General features: G+C 35.3%; 14 protein-coding genes. 6 read left to right on the forward strand and 8 right to left on the reverse strand.

The features are described 5' to 3' along the window. Positions 1 to 39: 39 nt before the first annotated feature. Positions 40 to 1,602: an NAD(P)-binding domain-containing protein gene (locus LCM23_RS10055; protein WP_224936826.1), complete on the reverse strand. Its 1,563-nt coding sequence runs from the start codon at positions 1,600 to 1,602 to the stop codon at positions 40 to 42. 16 nt (positions 1,603 to 1,618) lie between these two features. Next, the gene (locus LCM23_RS10060; RefSeq protein WP_224936827.1) at positions 1,619 to 2,884 is read right to left on the reverse strand and encodes a cation:proton antiporter; all 1,266 of its coding nucleotides are present in this window, start codon (positions 2,882 to 2,884) and stop codon (positions 1,619 to 1,621) included. 164 nt (positions 2,885 to 3,048) lie between these two features. Between LCM23_RS10060 and LCM23_RS10065 the strand changes: the two genes are divergently transcribed. The 5 genes from LCM23_RS10065 to LCM23_RS10085 all read left to right on the forward strand — a co-directional run bounded on the left by LCM23_RS10065 (position 3,049) and on the right by LCM23_RS10085 (position 8,267). Further along, entirely contained in the window at positions 3,049 to 3,747 is a 699-nt protein-coding gene (locus LCM23_RS10065) for a 4'-phosphopantetheinyl transferase family protein (protein WP_224936828.1), read from the forward strand. 132 nt (positions 3,748 to 3,879) lie between these two features. Further along, a complete protein-coding gene (locus tag LCM23_RS10070; protein ID WP_224936829.1) occupies positions 3,880 to 4,611 on the forward strand; it encodes an ABC transporter ATP-binding protein in 732 nt (243 codons plus the stop codon). Beyond that, positions 4,574 to 7,042: an ABC transporter permease gene (locus tag LCM23_RS10075; RefSeq protein WP_224936830.1), complete on the forward strand. Its 2,469-nt coding sequence runs from the start codon at positions 4,574 to 4,576 to the stop codon at positions 7,040 to 7,042. The genes LCM23_RS10070 and LCM23_RS10075 overlap by 38 nt, the downstream gene beginning before the upstream one ends. A gap of 60 nt (positions 7,043 to 7,102) precedes the next feature. After that, positions 7,103 to 7,603, forward strand: a complete 501-nt coding sequence (locus tag LCM23_RS10080; protein WP_095371502.1) for a PadR family transcriptional regulator — start codon at positions 7,103 to 7,105, stop codon at positions 7,601 to 7,603. Between the two features lie 13 nt (positions 7,604 to 7,616). Further along, positions 7,617 to 8,267, forward strand: a complete 651-nt coding sequence (locus LCM23_RS10085) for a hypothetical protein (protein WP_095371501.1) — start codon at positions 7,617 to 7,619, stop codon at positions 8,265 to 8,267. Between the two features lie 170 nt (positions 8,268 to 8,437). On the opposite strand, the gene LCM23_RS10090 is transcribed toward LCM23_RS10085, so the two are convergent. After that, positions 8,438 to 8,935 (reverse strand): MerR family transcriptional regulator, encoded by a 498-nt coding sequence (locus LCM23_RS10090; protein ID WP_224936831.1) that lies wholly within the window; start codon positions 8,933 to 8,935, stop codon positions 8,438 to 8,440. Between the two features lie 404 nt (positions 8,936 to 9,339). Between LCM23_RS10090 and LCM23_RS10095 the strand changes: the two genes are divergently transcribed. After that, positions 9,340 to 9,780 (forward strand): DUF2798 domain-containing protein, encoded by a 441-nt coding sequence (locus LCM23_RS10095; RefSeq protein ID WP_224936941.1) that lies wholly within the window; start codon positions 9,340 to 9,342, stop codon positions 9,778 to 9,780. 638 nt (positions 9,781 to 10,418) lie between these two features. Here LCM23_RS10095 and LCM23_RS10100 read toward each other — a convergent pair. From LCM23_RS10100 to LCM23_RS10120, 5 genes are all read right to left on the reverse strand, one after another. Next, the gene (locus tag LCM23_RS10100) at positions 10,419 to 10,625 is read right to left on the reverse strand and encodes a hypothetical protein (RefSeq protein WP_224936832.1); all 207 of its coding nucleotides are present in this window, start codon (positions 10,623 to 10,625) and stop codon (positions 10,419 to 10,421) included. 42 nt (positions 10,626 to 10,667) lie between these two features. Beyond that, positions 10,668 to 10,997 (reverse strand): hypothetical protein, encoded by a 330-nt coding sequence (locus LCM23_RS10105; protein WP_224936833.1) that lies wholly within the window; start codon positions 10,995 to 10,997, stop codon positions 10,668 to 10,670. A gap of 129 nt (positions 10,998 to 11,126) precedes the next feature. Further along, the gene (locus tag LCM23_RS10110) at positions 11,127 to 11,924 is read right to left on the reverse strand and encodes an ABC transporter permease (protein WP_095371498.1); all 798 of its coding nucleotides are present in this window, start codon (positions 11,922 to 11,924) and stop codon (positions 11,127 to 11,129) included. Beyond that, a complete protein-coding gene (locus tag LCM23_RS10115) occupies positions 11,924 to 12,865 on the reverse strand; it encodes an ABC transporter permease (protein ID WP_224936834.1) in 942 nt (313 codons plus the stop codon). The genes LCM23_RS10110 and LCM23_RS10115 overlap by 1 nt, the downstream gene beginning before the upstream one ends. Continuing rightward, positions 12,826 to 13,926 (reverse strand): ABC transporter ATP-binding protein, encoded by a 1,101-nt coding sequence (locus LCM23_RS10120; protein WP_224936835.1) that lies wholly within the window; start codon positions 13,924 to 13,926, stop codon positions 12,826 to 12,828. Before LCM23_RS10120 ends, LCM23_RS10115 begins: the two co-directional genes overlap by 40 nt. Positions 13,927 to 13,937: the final 11 nt, after the last annotated feature.

The following is a 13,937-nucleotide window of genomic DNA, read 5'->3' on the forward strand; positions in this document are numbered from 1 at the left end:
CAAAAATAGATTTTTAAACTGGTAAAAAAAATCAATAGTCTAGTAGGATAATGACGACTCCTTTTCCAATGCATTTGTCACGATCTCTTTTATTACTGGAATATAAAGATCATCATCAAATTTTGATTCCAAATGTTCTTCTAAGTCATATTTAATTATTTCGTCGCCCTGTTTCACTCTAATGACTGGATGAATATGCACACTTTGTGTAGCATCCCCTGGTACTCTTGGAATACTAAATGTTTCTTCAAATTTCCTAATGTCCCCATATTCCAGCGAAATAAAGAAGGTTAATTCATTAGTGTTCAATGTTGAATCTTTAAATTCATTGATTGTCCGATGACCATTCTCATACCAATGATGCCCATCAAATTTCAATTGGTAGCCCACATATCCAGGCTGAAGCCATAATTCTGGCGATTCATTCAACTCATCTAATATCCTCTTGGATGGATCTTGTACTAATGACTTTTCCATTTTACTGATATTAAATTTTTCAGCTAGATGGTTTGCAAGGATTCGAGAGTTATAACGGAACCCGTGAATAAATCCACTTGTAGAATATCCTCTATAATCCAGACCATGTGTTTGTGCCCCCGCAAAATACAAATTAGATACCTCTGTCGATTCAAATACCCCATTGATCGATGGGAATTTTTTATGCATCAACTGGATGTTAAAATCCTTTATCAGTTGATCTATATTTGACTTAAAGCCTGTTGCTGCAATTACTTCATTGAAAAAAAGTGTTTCAACTTCACCTTCTGCATGAATATATTCAACGGTTACATTAAATCCTGTTGCTACTTTCTCTATACTCTTTATATGGCAATCAAGTAGTGCTGCTTGATGTTTAAGTTGATAGTTTTCTGCAAAAATCGAATTAACCGCTCGGATATTTCCAACATAGTGGGTTTTGTAAGCCATTTTTGCTGAGGAAGGGCTTGCTACCATAATCACATTCGCTTCATTTAATATCTCCTGCGCACATTCAAGTCCACTATTGCCTTTCCCTAAGATAAGAACACGCTTGTCTCTGTATGATTCTTTTGTTTTCATATTTTCATACATAGTTATATGCTCTATTCCCTCTATTTTGGGGATAACAGGTTTTAGACCTGTTGCTACAACAACTGTTCTGCTCGTAAAGGTTCCTTTAGTAGTAACAACCTCAAATAATCCTTGTTCTGTTTTATTCGTTTGAATCCACTGAGTATCATAACTAATAGGAATATGACATTCATCAATAAGATCATTTAACATATCAACAATTGCTTTCCTATTTGGATAAAAATCCTGGCTATAATTTCTCATTAATATATTCTTCTCTTTTGTAATTAAGCTATTCCAATCAAACCTTTCTGCATATCGGCTTTTAAATGGTTTGCCGGTATACAATTTATTATTACTAATCAGTTTTTCGTGAACGGGATATTTTGTGAAGCTATATCCAGCTCTGTTAAAAGCCTCTAGGACGACCATATTAGGTTCAGTCCCATTCTCTCTGCAAACCTCTGAATAAGTAAGTGCCGTTTGTATTCCACCTGGTCCTCCACCAATAATCAATACATCATAGATATGATTGTCCATTTTTACTTCCATATATAAATCTCTCCTTTTATTTTATTGTGATAGTATTTGAAGGTAGCGCCTTCTTGAATTTAAATTTTTCCGAAAAATGATAAGCAGGTAACGCCATCGCAGTCGTGATAATTGCCATCCAAACCATTAAACTAAATAAGTCTTGAGAAATAATGTTATATGTTAAGCCAACATTAAGTACGATTAATTCCATTAATCCTCTGGCATTCATTAGAGAACCTACCCCTGATGACTCCCTCCATCCAAATCCAGCTGCCCTCATAGTAATCAAACAGCTAGCATATTTACTGATAGAAGAAAAAATAAGAATGATCAAAAACATGATGAGCATCGAAATGTTCAATGTAGTAAATTGCGTGTTGATCCCAGAGTACGTAAAGAAAATGGGGACAAGAAAGACCACTACAATGTCTTCTAATTTTGATCGAACCTGCTGTTCAAACACTTTATTCTTAGGCATAATAAGCCCCATCATAAAACCACCAAATACTGAATACACCCCTATATAATCAGTAAATGCTGCTGCACTTAAAACGAGGACAAGTATCAGCGCTAAAAGCCCCTGTTGCATCTTTCCTGTTTCTACTACGCTTACAAATATTCTCTCTAGTAATGGTTTACATACTTTAAATAAAACAATGACAAAGATTATCGTTCCGAGGAATGTCACGCCTCCACCTTTGAGGGAATTTGTCTCTACTAAAGCAATAACTGCAGCTAGCGACAACCAGCCTAAGACATCTATCACACTCGCAGATAAAAGTGTAATTCCACCTATTTTTGTCTTCATCATGTTTTTTTCTTGGAGAATACGTGCCAACATAGGAAAAGCTGTCATGGAAACTGCAATGGCAATAAACAATGCAAAATGGAGGAAATTCCCCCCTTGAAAGAAAGCATCCTTCAAAATAAAAGCCAAAGCGATTCCTGCTACGAAGGGTATTAAAAAACCTGATAGCGATAATTTTGCTGAGTTTCGATAAAACTTTTTATCATACTTTTTAAAATTAACCTCTATACCAACTAGAAACATATAAAGTGCCAGCCCTAAATGACTAAACATGTACAGGATATTTTTAATATCAGCATCAAACAAATTTGCATACAGGCCCGGAAATACTGCCCCGAATAATGTTGGTCCTAATATTACCCCTGCTAACATTTCCCCTAATACACGTGGTTGTCCGACATAAGTGCATAACCTTCCGACACTTCTGGAGGCAATCAATATTAGGATAAAAACTACTAACATTTTTATAAATATATGCATCTCATTTCCCATATCACGGCTCCTTTTCTTGTACTATTTCTCCTAAAGTTTAATAGTCTAAAGGGTTTCAAAAATCCGTATTTTACGCAAAATTAAATTGATTCTATTGCGTTATAGCCATATTTTAGTAAGTTATTAGTATGAGAATGTAAATAAAAAAACGAGAAGGTGGGAAAATGGTTGTTTTTAAAGAGAAGATGCATCACATCATAGACGGGGAATGTGCCATATGGTTAATTGACCTGAGTAAAATATACATGGAACAATACAGTATACTTTCAGCAGTTGAAATCACTAAAGCCAATCAATTTATACATAAGAAGGAAAGACATCGATATTTAACCTGTAGATATGCACTTAGAAATCTGCTCGGGTATTATTTGCATACTCCTCCTGCTTCAATCCATATCCAATACTCTAAATACGGCAAACCGTACATATCTAACAAGCATAAACATCCTTATACTTTTAATATAAGCCACTCAAATAATTGGGCTTGTATTGCAATTAGTTTAAGCCACTCAGTTGGAATTGATATCGAGGAAATCAAACCTTACCAACCTGATATGAATGACACTGCTGAGCTATTCATGTCCAATACAGAATTGGACCAGTTGAAGAAAATAGAATCAGATGGCGAACGAGCTTTCATCCACTGCTGGACACAAAAGGAATCCATACTAAAACAATTAGGTGTTGGGTTTTATACTGACCCTAAATTAATTCATACCATCATTTCAAAGGATGTTTGTTTAAGAAACTATCCTACTGATTCATTATTTTTAAATACTTACACTCTTTCTAGTTATATATTGTCGCTTTGTACATCACAGCCTGTCTCCCCCTTCTTTTATAAGTATGACTCATTCTTTTAGTGAAATGTTTTAACAGGGAGATTGAACTATTTTTATTAAAAATTGGCATTTAGTGTATACTCAGTATATATTAGTGGTATATACTGAGTATACAACATATATACTGAGTATATACGGAATAGGAGGCTTTATATGATTCAAATAGAAGGTATAAAGAAAACTTATCAAATTGGAAAGGAATCATACGAAGTATTAAAGGGCATTGATTTAACAATAAATGAAGGGGAATTTATTGCAATTATGGGACCCTCGGGTTCTGGAAAAAGTACGCTATTGAACCTCCTTGGTGGCCTTGACCAAGCGGATATTGGAAACATCCAAGTTAATCATGCAAAACTTCAAGACATGTCAGAAAAGGAAAGAACACTTTTCCGCAGAAAGAATATTGGATTTGTATTTCAGAATTATCAGCTTCTTCCTAACATGACAGTTGAAGAAAATATTGCTTTTCCTATGCACGCCGATCGTTTGCCAAAAGCGAGTATTCAAACAACTGTTACTAATCTCATCCAATCCACAAAACTGGAAGGCAAAGAAAAAAATTATCCTTCGCAATTAAGTGGTGGTCAACAACAACGTGTTTCCATAGCAAGAGCATTATCAATGGAACCAAAATTAGTACTCGCAGACGAACCGACTGGCAATCTTGACAGGAAAATGGGAACAGAAATATTAAGACTACTCTCTTCTCTTCACCAAGACCAGAAACTCACGATTATCATGGTTACTCATGATATGTATGCAGCAAGCTTTGCGAATCGTATTATTTTGTTAAAAGACGGAATGATTGAATCGGATATTAAGCAAGCAGAAGGCGGGGATCAAAATGCTATGGCTAGCATCATTACGAAACTTAATTCGTAAAAAATCACGCTCCTTCTTTACTTTATTGGCCATTCTCATTGGCATTACCACGATGTTCGCAGTTATCAGCACTGTCGAAACGGCAAAATATCTTACAACGGAGCAACTAAAGGAGTTCACAGGGAACGCTGATTATACCATAAATTCAACATCCAATACTTTTTCAGAAGAAATATTGGATGAAGTTGAAACAAACTCAGATATTAGTAGCATAACAGGGCTAGTCCATAGACAAACAAAAATTAATTTAGATAGTGCACATCATTCCGCTGAAAGCAATCTGAGATTAACCGGGCTTTCTTCCTTTGATAACGAGTTATTATCATTAGATGTCATTGCTGGTAACCTTGATCAAAAGGGCATTATTATATCAGAGACTACCGCCGAATTGTGGAATCTACGCGCAGGGGAAATATTGAATATCCAACTTCCTAAAGGTAATAAAGATGTATCCATATCAGCAATTGTAGCTGATACAGCTTTGTTGGAAGGTCCAGCAAGCTGGAATGAGGCAAGTAATAAGAATTGGCGAGCTCTTACAACTTTAGATAATATTCAAGAATTGTATCATGCACCAAACCAAATTGGTGAAATAAGAATAAAGTTTAAAGAGAATGTCGAACAAATAAGCAGTATAACAGCAATAAAGGACAGCTTACAAAATGAAGAACTCATATTTCAAAAGGTCGTTTTAGATGAAAGACAAACCAATCAATTAGAAGAGTTGTATTTCATGCTTTATGCCATTGGTGGACTCGCCATGCTTATTGGGGCTTTCATTTTATACAACACCCTTTATGTTAGTGTATCGGAACGAAAGAATGAAATAGCCATCATGAAGACTGTCGGTTATACACCTAACCAAGTCAAAATCCTATTTCTTATGGAAGTCTTATATCTCGTAATTATTGGACTTATTCTTGGCATTCCATCAGGGTTTATGCTAGCAAACTTACTCCAAGATGGGTTATTCGGTTCTTTCCAAACAAACATTGAAGTCAAAATGCAATTCATGTATGCACTTCCCCTTTCCATTTTATTAGGTATTATCATACCTATGCTCGCATCTTTAATTCCGGTTACTTATGCTAGCAAAGTAGATGTGATTAGTAGCTTAAAGTCCATACCTACTGAAAAGGTCAGCGGTCAAAAAAAGCGAACGATCATTGGGTGTATTGTATTATTAGGTGTGTTTATTCCTCATGCCATATCCATCGTTTGTCTTTTAGTAGCTGTTATCCTTTTATATCCTATAATGATGAAGGCTTTGACGATTCTCTTTTCTAAAACCTCATTTTTGGGATACGAGGGAAGTATTGCCGGAAAGAGCACATTGCTTACATTAAATCGTTCTTCAAATATGTCATTAATTCTTGCCATTGCTATTTGTCTTGGCTTACTCGTTTCATCTATCTTTACTTCTTTAGAACAAAACATAAGCCGAGATGTCATCCGTTCCTTTGGTGGTAATATTCAGTTTAGCAGTGAGACATCGATCTCTAATGAAAAACTAGAACAGATAAGTCAGATGGATGGTGTAAAAGATGTTATGGCTTATAGCGAAAGCCAAGCCACTTGGAGCATAGGCGATGAGAATCGCCAATTTACAATGATAGAAGTGAAGAATGATTGGTATAGTAATAATCCTTTATTTTACGCTAATGCATCTGAGCAAAAGCAAATATTGGATGCCCTTGAAGAAAAAGATACCATTTTACTAGGAGAATATGCGTTTCGTGAGTGGGGCGGAAAAATAGGCGATACTATGACTATTTATCAAAACGGAAAAGAAAACAGCTTAAGAGTTGTTGGGAAAGTTAATACAACACAATATGGTGGTTATACTGCGTTTATTTCAGAAGAGAATATCAACCAACTGCATCCCAATGTGTCTCCTTCTAAGGGATTAATACTCTTAGATGAATATACAGATGAAAGCTCTGTAAAAAATGAACTTCTTAACACTTTTCCTTTTGATTTAAGCTCTGTACAGACTTTAAATGAGGAAATATCTAAACAAGAGCGTGCCCTTCCAGGCGTAAAATCACTCTTCAGTGGATTATTAATGATTGCTATCATCATAACGGGAATTGGTATATTAAACACATTAACAATGAATGTAATGGACCGAGTTAGGGAAATTGGCGTGATGAGAGCTATTGCTTTTACAAGATGGCAAATCTATAAAACCATCATAAGTGAAGGGCTTATTATTGGGTTAAACGGTATTTTGATTGGCATATTTCTTGGAATTACCACAATCTATTTAAACGCCAAAACCTCAGAGGATATACTGATAGAATTTATTGTACCATTAGAGACAATACTCATTTCTATCATTTGTGGCTTAATTGTCAGCATAGCAGCTTCAGTATTACCTTCATATACAGTGAATAAAATAACGATATCAAAATCACTTAAACAAGATTAGATGGGTAGAATTTTTACAACTACCCATTCATATTATTAAAAAGAGGAAAGAGGAATTTATATGTCAGTAAAGCATGCCATATTGACGCTTTTATCCCAGTCTCCTCGCCATCGTTATGATTTAAAAGTCTCTTTCGAATCTATGGTTTATAAACAGTGGGATTTAAACGCTGGACAAATATATACAACGATTGATCGATTAATTAGAGATGAATTTGTACAAGAAGCACAAGAAAAAGAGTCAGAACTGAAAATTTATCGCATTACACCAAAGGGGAAAGCTGAGCTTCAAAAATGGCTATTGCTACCGGTTGAAAGCTCTCTCCTTCAAGATGAGTTTTACTTTAAATTACTTTGTGCAAAACAACTATCATTTAAAAATCTTGGCGAGATGATTAAACAACATAAGGAACTCATCATTAAAAACATCTTTCAATTACAACAGCTAAGAAATAGTCACGTATTTTCTGAAGAAAATGAGGCCATTCATTATTTAATTGATGGTAAGATACTGCATCTTGAAGCTGACATGAAATGGATAGAAATGCTTACAGAAAATTAGGAGGGTTTACTAAATGGATTTTATTTTAGACCATAAATGGGAGTTCTTTATTGCTGCTGAAGTTATTTTCTGGATTTCAATACTATCTTTTCTCATTTTAAGATATTGGTTCAAGTTAAATAAGCTCAGTTTTCTTTTCTTCGGCATTTTTATAGTGAACGACCTATGGATTGCCACAATGGGCTTTATGGATTATATGAGAACTGGTGAATTTACAAGCTACCAGGTTGTTATATTAATTGTGATTGTATATGCATTTACCTATGGGAAATCAGATTTCAGAAAGCTTGATCGATTTATACAGAAAAAAGTAGCAAACTGGAGAGGCGAAACAATTAATATAGAAGATCAAGTAAAAGAGTTGGATGGAAAGGAATTTGCTGCTGTAGAAAGAAAACACTTTTTTATGCATCTTCTCATATTTTTAGGTGTGCATATTCTTTTAGCCCTTTTTCTTGGATTATCAAACCAATTCTCCACGATTAGTTCTATAGGGGACTTCTTTCAACAATGGTTTGCATCAAGTAACGCTGCGTTCCCTTTTGATCATTCAGCAACAAATAACTTAAGTAGGATTTGGACAATTATTTTAGTTATTGATGGATTAATTTCTTTTTCCTACACAATTTTTCCAAAAGAATCGAAAAAACACGCATCGTCATAATTAGAAATGATTTTCCATCACATTTATAAAACAAAAGTCCGTTTACCAGTTTTTTGAGGGTAATCGGGCTTTTTACTTACTTTTTTGAACCTATGATTCAAACCATGCAAATATCAAAGTAATAATACATATGTTGAAAAATGGGCTCCTTCTTTCTACCAAATATCATACTATGTGATTTCTTTAAAGGTTAATGCTTTACTTCTTCTCTGGGTAGGTGTTGCATTCTTTTTCATCATTAAAACCTGGGCTAAATCATCAAATGATATATGTTGTTCTAGTTGCATAAGAGAAGATAAATTTTGTAATTCTTTTAAAAGACCTTCCTGATTTTTTATCGCAATTTTCAGCCGCTCTATATGAAGGTTAATGACTTTGTTAGGTGTGTAATCTTCATCTTTCAAAGTAGATTTAATCTCTTCGAGTGATAACCCCAAATCTTTCAGAGTAAGAATTTGAAATAAAATTAAAATGTCTTCCTCATCATATAACCTATGTCCAGATTCGGAATATTCAGATGGAGATAATAAACTAATTTGATCATAATATCGTAAAGTTCGAAACGTAAGCCCCGTTAGTTTTGATAAGTCTCCAACTGTCCAATATTTAGTCTTTTTAATGGTCATCCTCTCATTTCGCAATATTTTTTCATTGTGTAACTTTACCATAACATATTCCTCAACATTCAATATAGTAGTTATTTATAAATTTTAAATATTTCGTTAAAAAAGCGGATATTCGTAATGAGAAGCTTCCATCCCTATTTATTAAACAATTTTTCAACTTCACTCCTTCTATGGGCAAATGACAAATGCCCTCAAAAGAACGATTTTAACGAGAGCCCTATTAGTTAAACTTATATGTTTTTAAATTTAAACTAGCAAAACTAATTTCATAAAGTTAAAAAACCCCCAAAAGATATATAAGGAAATGAAATCTCTTAGTAAAATTCACAAATATGTCACTTATGAAGAAAAATTTGAACCGATATAATTACATTTATTCTCTTAAAAGAAAGGTTGTTTTTCATTTGCCTAGTAATAAAAAAGAAGGCCTTATTTTTGGCCTATTCATGTGTTTTGGGATGGTTTTAATCATGTCCGTTTACAACTCTGCTTTACACGGCTTTTCATCGTATAGCTTAGGTAGTGCATTGATTCAATTTGCAATAACGTTTATTGTTGCTTTTATCGCAGAGTCTTTCGTTGAGCCAGTCGCACACAAACTTGCAAGATCTCTACCTTATGATCAATCAAAAGAATTCAACTTTATTATTGTTTTTGCTTTTTGTATGGTTCCTATAATGGTTGCCATCATGTCAGCATACGGAATCATCTTGACCTTGATAACAATCGGGATTGAAGGTTCTATCTTTACCGCTTATCTAAAGACATTAGCTTTAAATATTATTGTGGCCCTTCCATCACAGTTATTAATCGTTGGCCCTATCTCGAGGAAATTACTATGTAAATATATAAAACCGGCGATACAAAAACCAGAACTAAATGGATAAAAACGGGGTAGGACATAACTAAATGACCTAACTTCAAAACGAACAAAAACAAATCATAATCTATAAAAAATCAGTTGCCAAAAAGGCCGTTCCATTGCACTACAGACATTCGCTTTCCACGGGGAGGGAACGCTTGAGCCTTCTCTGCATTACCTGTGAGGTCTCAAATTTCCCTCTATTTCCCTGAGGGAGTCGAGTGTCTTTTGCTCTATTCCTCTATTTTTTTCATATAAGGATATAAATTACAAAAAAACCGAATGATTAGACACTTCATACTCCTAATCATCCGGATCTACCCTTATAGAGATAGAATGCCATCTTCAGATCTATTTTATAAACACCCCTAGAATAATGATTAATGTGATAAAGCCTATTAAGATTAAATATGGGTACATCAATGCAAATACATCTTCAAAAATAAGTTGTATTGGTTCATATCCAAAGAGGAAAGCAAAAAATACTATGGCAAGTATAATACTAATAATCCTATTCAAATTCATTCTCCTACCTTTAGATCTATCATTGCCCATTCTCTAAGTTGTTAGATTGTTACTTTAATAAACAGTACTTTTATTTATTCATATGACCACAGCGCCTCACCATGCTTTTCTCGAGTTTTTTTGGATCACCTTTTTCAATTACTCATCTATCAAATTTAAGTTATTTAAACGAAGGAGTACTACTTGTTCTTCGTTATGATAGGATAAAAAATATTTCTTTTTATTAATAATGAAAAGCCCTGCTTTATAACCGACTGTAGTAATATCTGTTCTTTTAATTGCTGTTAAGGGAAGCTTGAAACTTCCAGGTTCGTATCGGTTATATTCCATTATCTTATTATACAATTATTACCACACCCCCACTTTACTCTAGACCTCCTGAGGAGATTACTCATTTGGGCATTTATTTTCAAGCAAATATTTAGCTTCTTCTTCAATCATTTCTATATAGTTGTGCTTTTTAAAAGGTTTCGTAAGTTTATGGATTCTTCTAAGACTTCCTTTTACGGAAGTTTTTTCGTTCAGAACATCTACAACAACGGTCAAGTAAACCTTCTCATCATACATGACTAACCCAGTCACTTGACCATTTTCCGTATCAACTATATATTCAGGGAGTATCTTTAGTGGAGCAAATAATGTCCATCCTGCTCTTCTAGAATTTCTCCCAAACAGCCGAAATAATATATATCTATAAATCTCTTTTAATCTTCTCATTTATACTCACCCTTATTATTGATTAGTCTAACTTTCAAGACGCGCTTTGTTTATTCCTGCTATTGTTGTTATGAACGAGCAAAAGCACGCACATATTAATGTGCGCGCTAATCCTGACTAAAGATATAATTAATGATGGCCCCCACCAAAAACTTTTCCGACACCGTGGATTTTCTCTAAGATGACGATGAGTATCACGGAGATGAATATAACAACACTGGATACAGAGGCAACAATTGGATTATAAGCATCTTGCATGGTAGAGAATATTTCAATTGGTAAAGTGCGTGTTTCAGGTGAGATCATAAAGAGTGAGACCGTTACATTATCAAAGGAGGTTAAGAAAGCGAAAAGGCCACCGGAGATAATTGCAGGTCGGATTAATGGGAGCGTGATTTTCCAGAAGACGGTCCATGGATTGGCGCCTAAGATTGCCCCCGCTTTTTCTAAATTATAATCAAAACCGCTTAAGCCGGTTAACACTAAACGAATCACGTATGGAATACAAATGATAATATGTGAAATCAGGAATCCTATTGACGTACCCGCAAGCATTAATGGTGTGAAGTATATTAATAACGCTATCCCTAATACAAGCTGAGGTACACTAAGTGGCGCCGTTAAAAAGGATGTAATCGCTGACTTTCCGGGAATATCATACTTGGCAATTGCCAGCGCACCTAGTGTGCCGAATATAACGGCAAATAGTGCAGCAAGCACTGCAAATTGCAAACTATTCATGAAGGCGTCAATAAATTCAGGTCTTTCCAAGATTTTCGTATACCATTGAAACGAAAATCCTTCTGGCGGAAAGCTTGGATAGCTTGCTTTTGTAAACGATGCAGGGATGACAGCGATTAGTGGTATCAAGATGTAGATAATCCCAATAACAGCCAATGCTCCGCGTAATTTCCCAATGGCATTCATTAACGGAACACCTCCTTGAATTTACTCTTCTCAAACCCTCGAGTAAATAAAAAGACTGATAGAAGCGTTGTCCCAAGCAAAACGTATGATAATGCCGATCCAAATGTCCATTGCAGGAGATTATTAATTTGATCGTATACAACAACTGGCATCACAGGCACATTCGCTCCACCCATAAGTGCCGGTGTTACGTAGGCACTCATCGATAAGCTAAAGACTAAAACGCAACCAGAGACAATACCTGGTAAGCTCAGTGGTAATGTAATCGAAAGGAAGTTTCTTAATGGACTTGCACCTAATATGGCCGATGCCTTCTCTAATGATGGGTCAATATTGTATAAGCTTGTGACTATAGCTAGTACCATAAATGGTAAATACGCGTTTGAAAGACCTATAATGACACCAACCTCTGAAAACAATAGATTCATAGGCTTGCTAATTAGACCCAAATCCATTAATAGTGTATTAACGGTCCCATTAGGTAGAAGTAATAAATACCAGCCAAAGTTACGAACAACAATACTAACTAAAAGCGGTGAAGCAATCAGTAGTGTAATAAGTGCGCGCATTTTTGCTGAAGCCTTTGCCATCGTTAAAGCGATCGGATAACCCAGTATGAGCGCAACCAGACTAGATAATAAGCTAATCTTAACCGTAATCCATAAAGAGTTTAAATAATAGCTATCCGTAAAGAGCGTGATATAATTTGATAAACTGTAACTAGCTCCTTCACCACTTAAGCTATCAGTTGAAATAAAGCTTAAGTACAAAATATATAACATCGGTACAACAAAAAATCCGAATAAGAACAAGAGGATCGGTGTTAATAACAATAAGCCAGGTGCCCATGGCTTCCGTTTTTTCGCGCGCTTCTCTTGTTGCGGCGGTTGTCCCTCAGGTGCTACTCTTTTCTGATGATTTTGAGCTCTTGCGGCTTCCATCCTACAAACACCTCGCTTCCCTCTTTCCATGATGAACGGTACTCATTTGTTAATATTTGCAGAGATTTCCCCATAAATGCGACATCTATTTCCCAAGAAGTCCCTAAGTAATTCAGTTGTGTGATTTTCGCACGATGTAGTTCATATCCATCAACAGCCTCTTGTGACTCAGAAATATGAATGTTTTCTGGGCGAATGTATAATTTCACTTCATCCCCTTTTTGGAACGTGCGATTCTCTCCAATCACATTATCCCAACTTACTGATGTGACTTCTTGACCCGCTTGAACCATAATCCGGTCTTGATCTGTTGATATAACCATACCTTCAAAAGAGTTAGATTTACCGATAAATTGAAAAACAAATTCTGTTTTTGGATGTTTGTAGATGGATGTCGGTGTACTAATTTGTTCAATCTTACCTGCATTCATTACTACGACACGATCGGAAAGCGATAGAGCTTCTTCCTGATCATGGGTAACAAAGATAGTCGTTACACCGATTTCTTTTTGTAACCTTTTGATTTCTAAGCGAAGCTCATGCCTTAACTTCGCATCAAGGTTCGATAATGGCTCATCTAATAATAATAATTCCGGTTCGACAACCAACGCTCTAGCGATGGCTACTCGCTGTCTTTGCCCACCTGACAGTTCTCGAGGATAACGTTGTTCTAACCCTGATAACTTTACAAGTTCAAGGACGCGATCGATTTTCTTTTTTTGTTCTGGTTTGGCAATTTTTCTTAATTTTAAACCAAAGCTTAAGTTGTCATAAACCGTCATATGTGGAAAAAGAGAATACGTTTGGAAAACCATGCCCAAATCTCTTTTATATGGAGGCACCTTTGTCACCTTTTTTCCTTTAATAAATACCTCTCCTTGGTCTGCCTCAAGAAATCCCGCAATTAAATTTAAAGTGGTCGATTTTCCGCATCCAGAAGGGCCAAGCAAGGTGAGAAGCTCACCCTGCCTTACTTCTAAATCGATGGAATTAAGAACAATATTGGATCCGAATTTTTTTATAGCTCCCTTAATTTCTACGTCGCTTATCGCTGTCGTCATCTCCTTATGCC

This window comes from Cytobacillus kochii, assembly GCF_020171845.1.
Taxonomy (GTDB): domain Bacteria; phylum Bacillota; class Bacilli; order Bacillales; family Cytobacillaceae; genus Cytobacillus; species Cytobacillus kochii.

Excerpts from the sequence above, each read along its gene's own strand:
- LCM23_RS10070 (WP_224936829.1), top strand. The coding sequence starts at position 3,880 with ATGATTCAAATAGAAGGTATAAAGAAAACTTATCAAATTGGAAAGGAA.
- LCM23_RS10110 (WP_095371498.1), bottom strand. The coding sequence starts at position 11,924 with ATGAATGCCATTGGGAAATTACGCGGAGCATTGGCTGTTATTGGGATT.
- LCM23_RS10075 (WP_224936830.1), top strand. The coding sequence starts at position 4,574 with ATGCTATGGCTAGCATCATTACGAAACTTAATTCGTAAAAAATCACGC.
- LCM23_RS10065 (WP_224936828.1), top strand. The coding sequence starts at position 3,049 with ATGGTTGTTTTTAAAGAGAAGATGCATCACATCATAGACGGGGAATGT.
- LCM23_RS10080 (WP_095371502.1), top strand. The coding sequence starts at position 7,103 with ATGTCAGTAAAGCATGCCATATTGACGCTTTTATCCCAGTCTCCTCGC.
- LCM23_RS10120 (WP_224936835.1), bottom strand. The coding sequence starts at position 13,926 with ATGACGACAGCGATAAGCGACGTAGAAATTAAGGGAGCTATAAAAAAA.
- LCM23_RS10115 (WP_224936834.1), bottom strand. The coding sequence starts at position 12,865 with ATGGAAGCCGCAAGAGCTCAAAATCATCAGAAAAGAGTAGCACCTGAG.
- LCM23_RS10085 (WP_095371501.1), top strand. The coding sequence starts at position 7,617 with ATGGATTTTATTTTAGACCATAAATGGGAGTTCTTTATTGCTGCTGAA.
- LCM23_RS10105 (WP_224936833.1), bottom strand. The coding sequence starts at position 10,997 with ATGAGAAGATTAAAAGAGATTTATAGATATATATTATTTCGGCTGTTT.
- LCM23_RS10090 (WP_224936831.1), bottom strand. The coding sequence starts at position 8,935 with ATGGTAAAGTTACACAATGAAAAAATATTGCGAAATGAGAGGATGACC.
- LCM23_RS10060 (WP_224936827.1), bottom strand. The coding sequence starts at position 2,884 with ATGGGAAATGAGATGCATATATTTATAAAAATGTTAGTAGTTTTTATC.
- LCM23_RS10055 (WP_224936826.1), bottom strand. The coding sequence starts at position 1,602 with ATGGAAGTAAAAATGGACAATCATATCTATGATGTATTGATTATTGGT.
- LCM23_RS10095 (WP_224936941.1), top strand. The coding sequence starts at position 9,340 with ATGTGTTTTGGGATGGTTTTAATCATGTCCGTTTACAACTCTGCTTTA.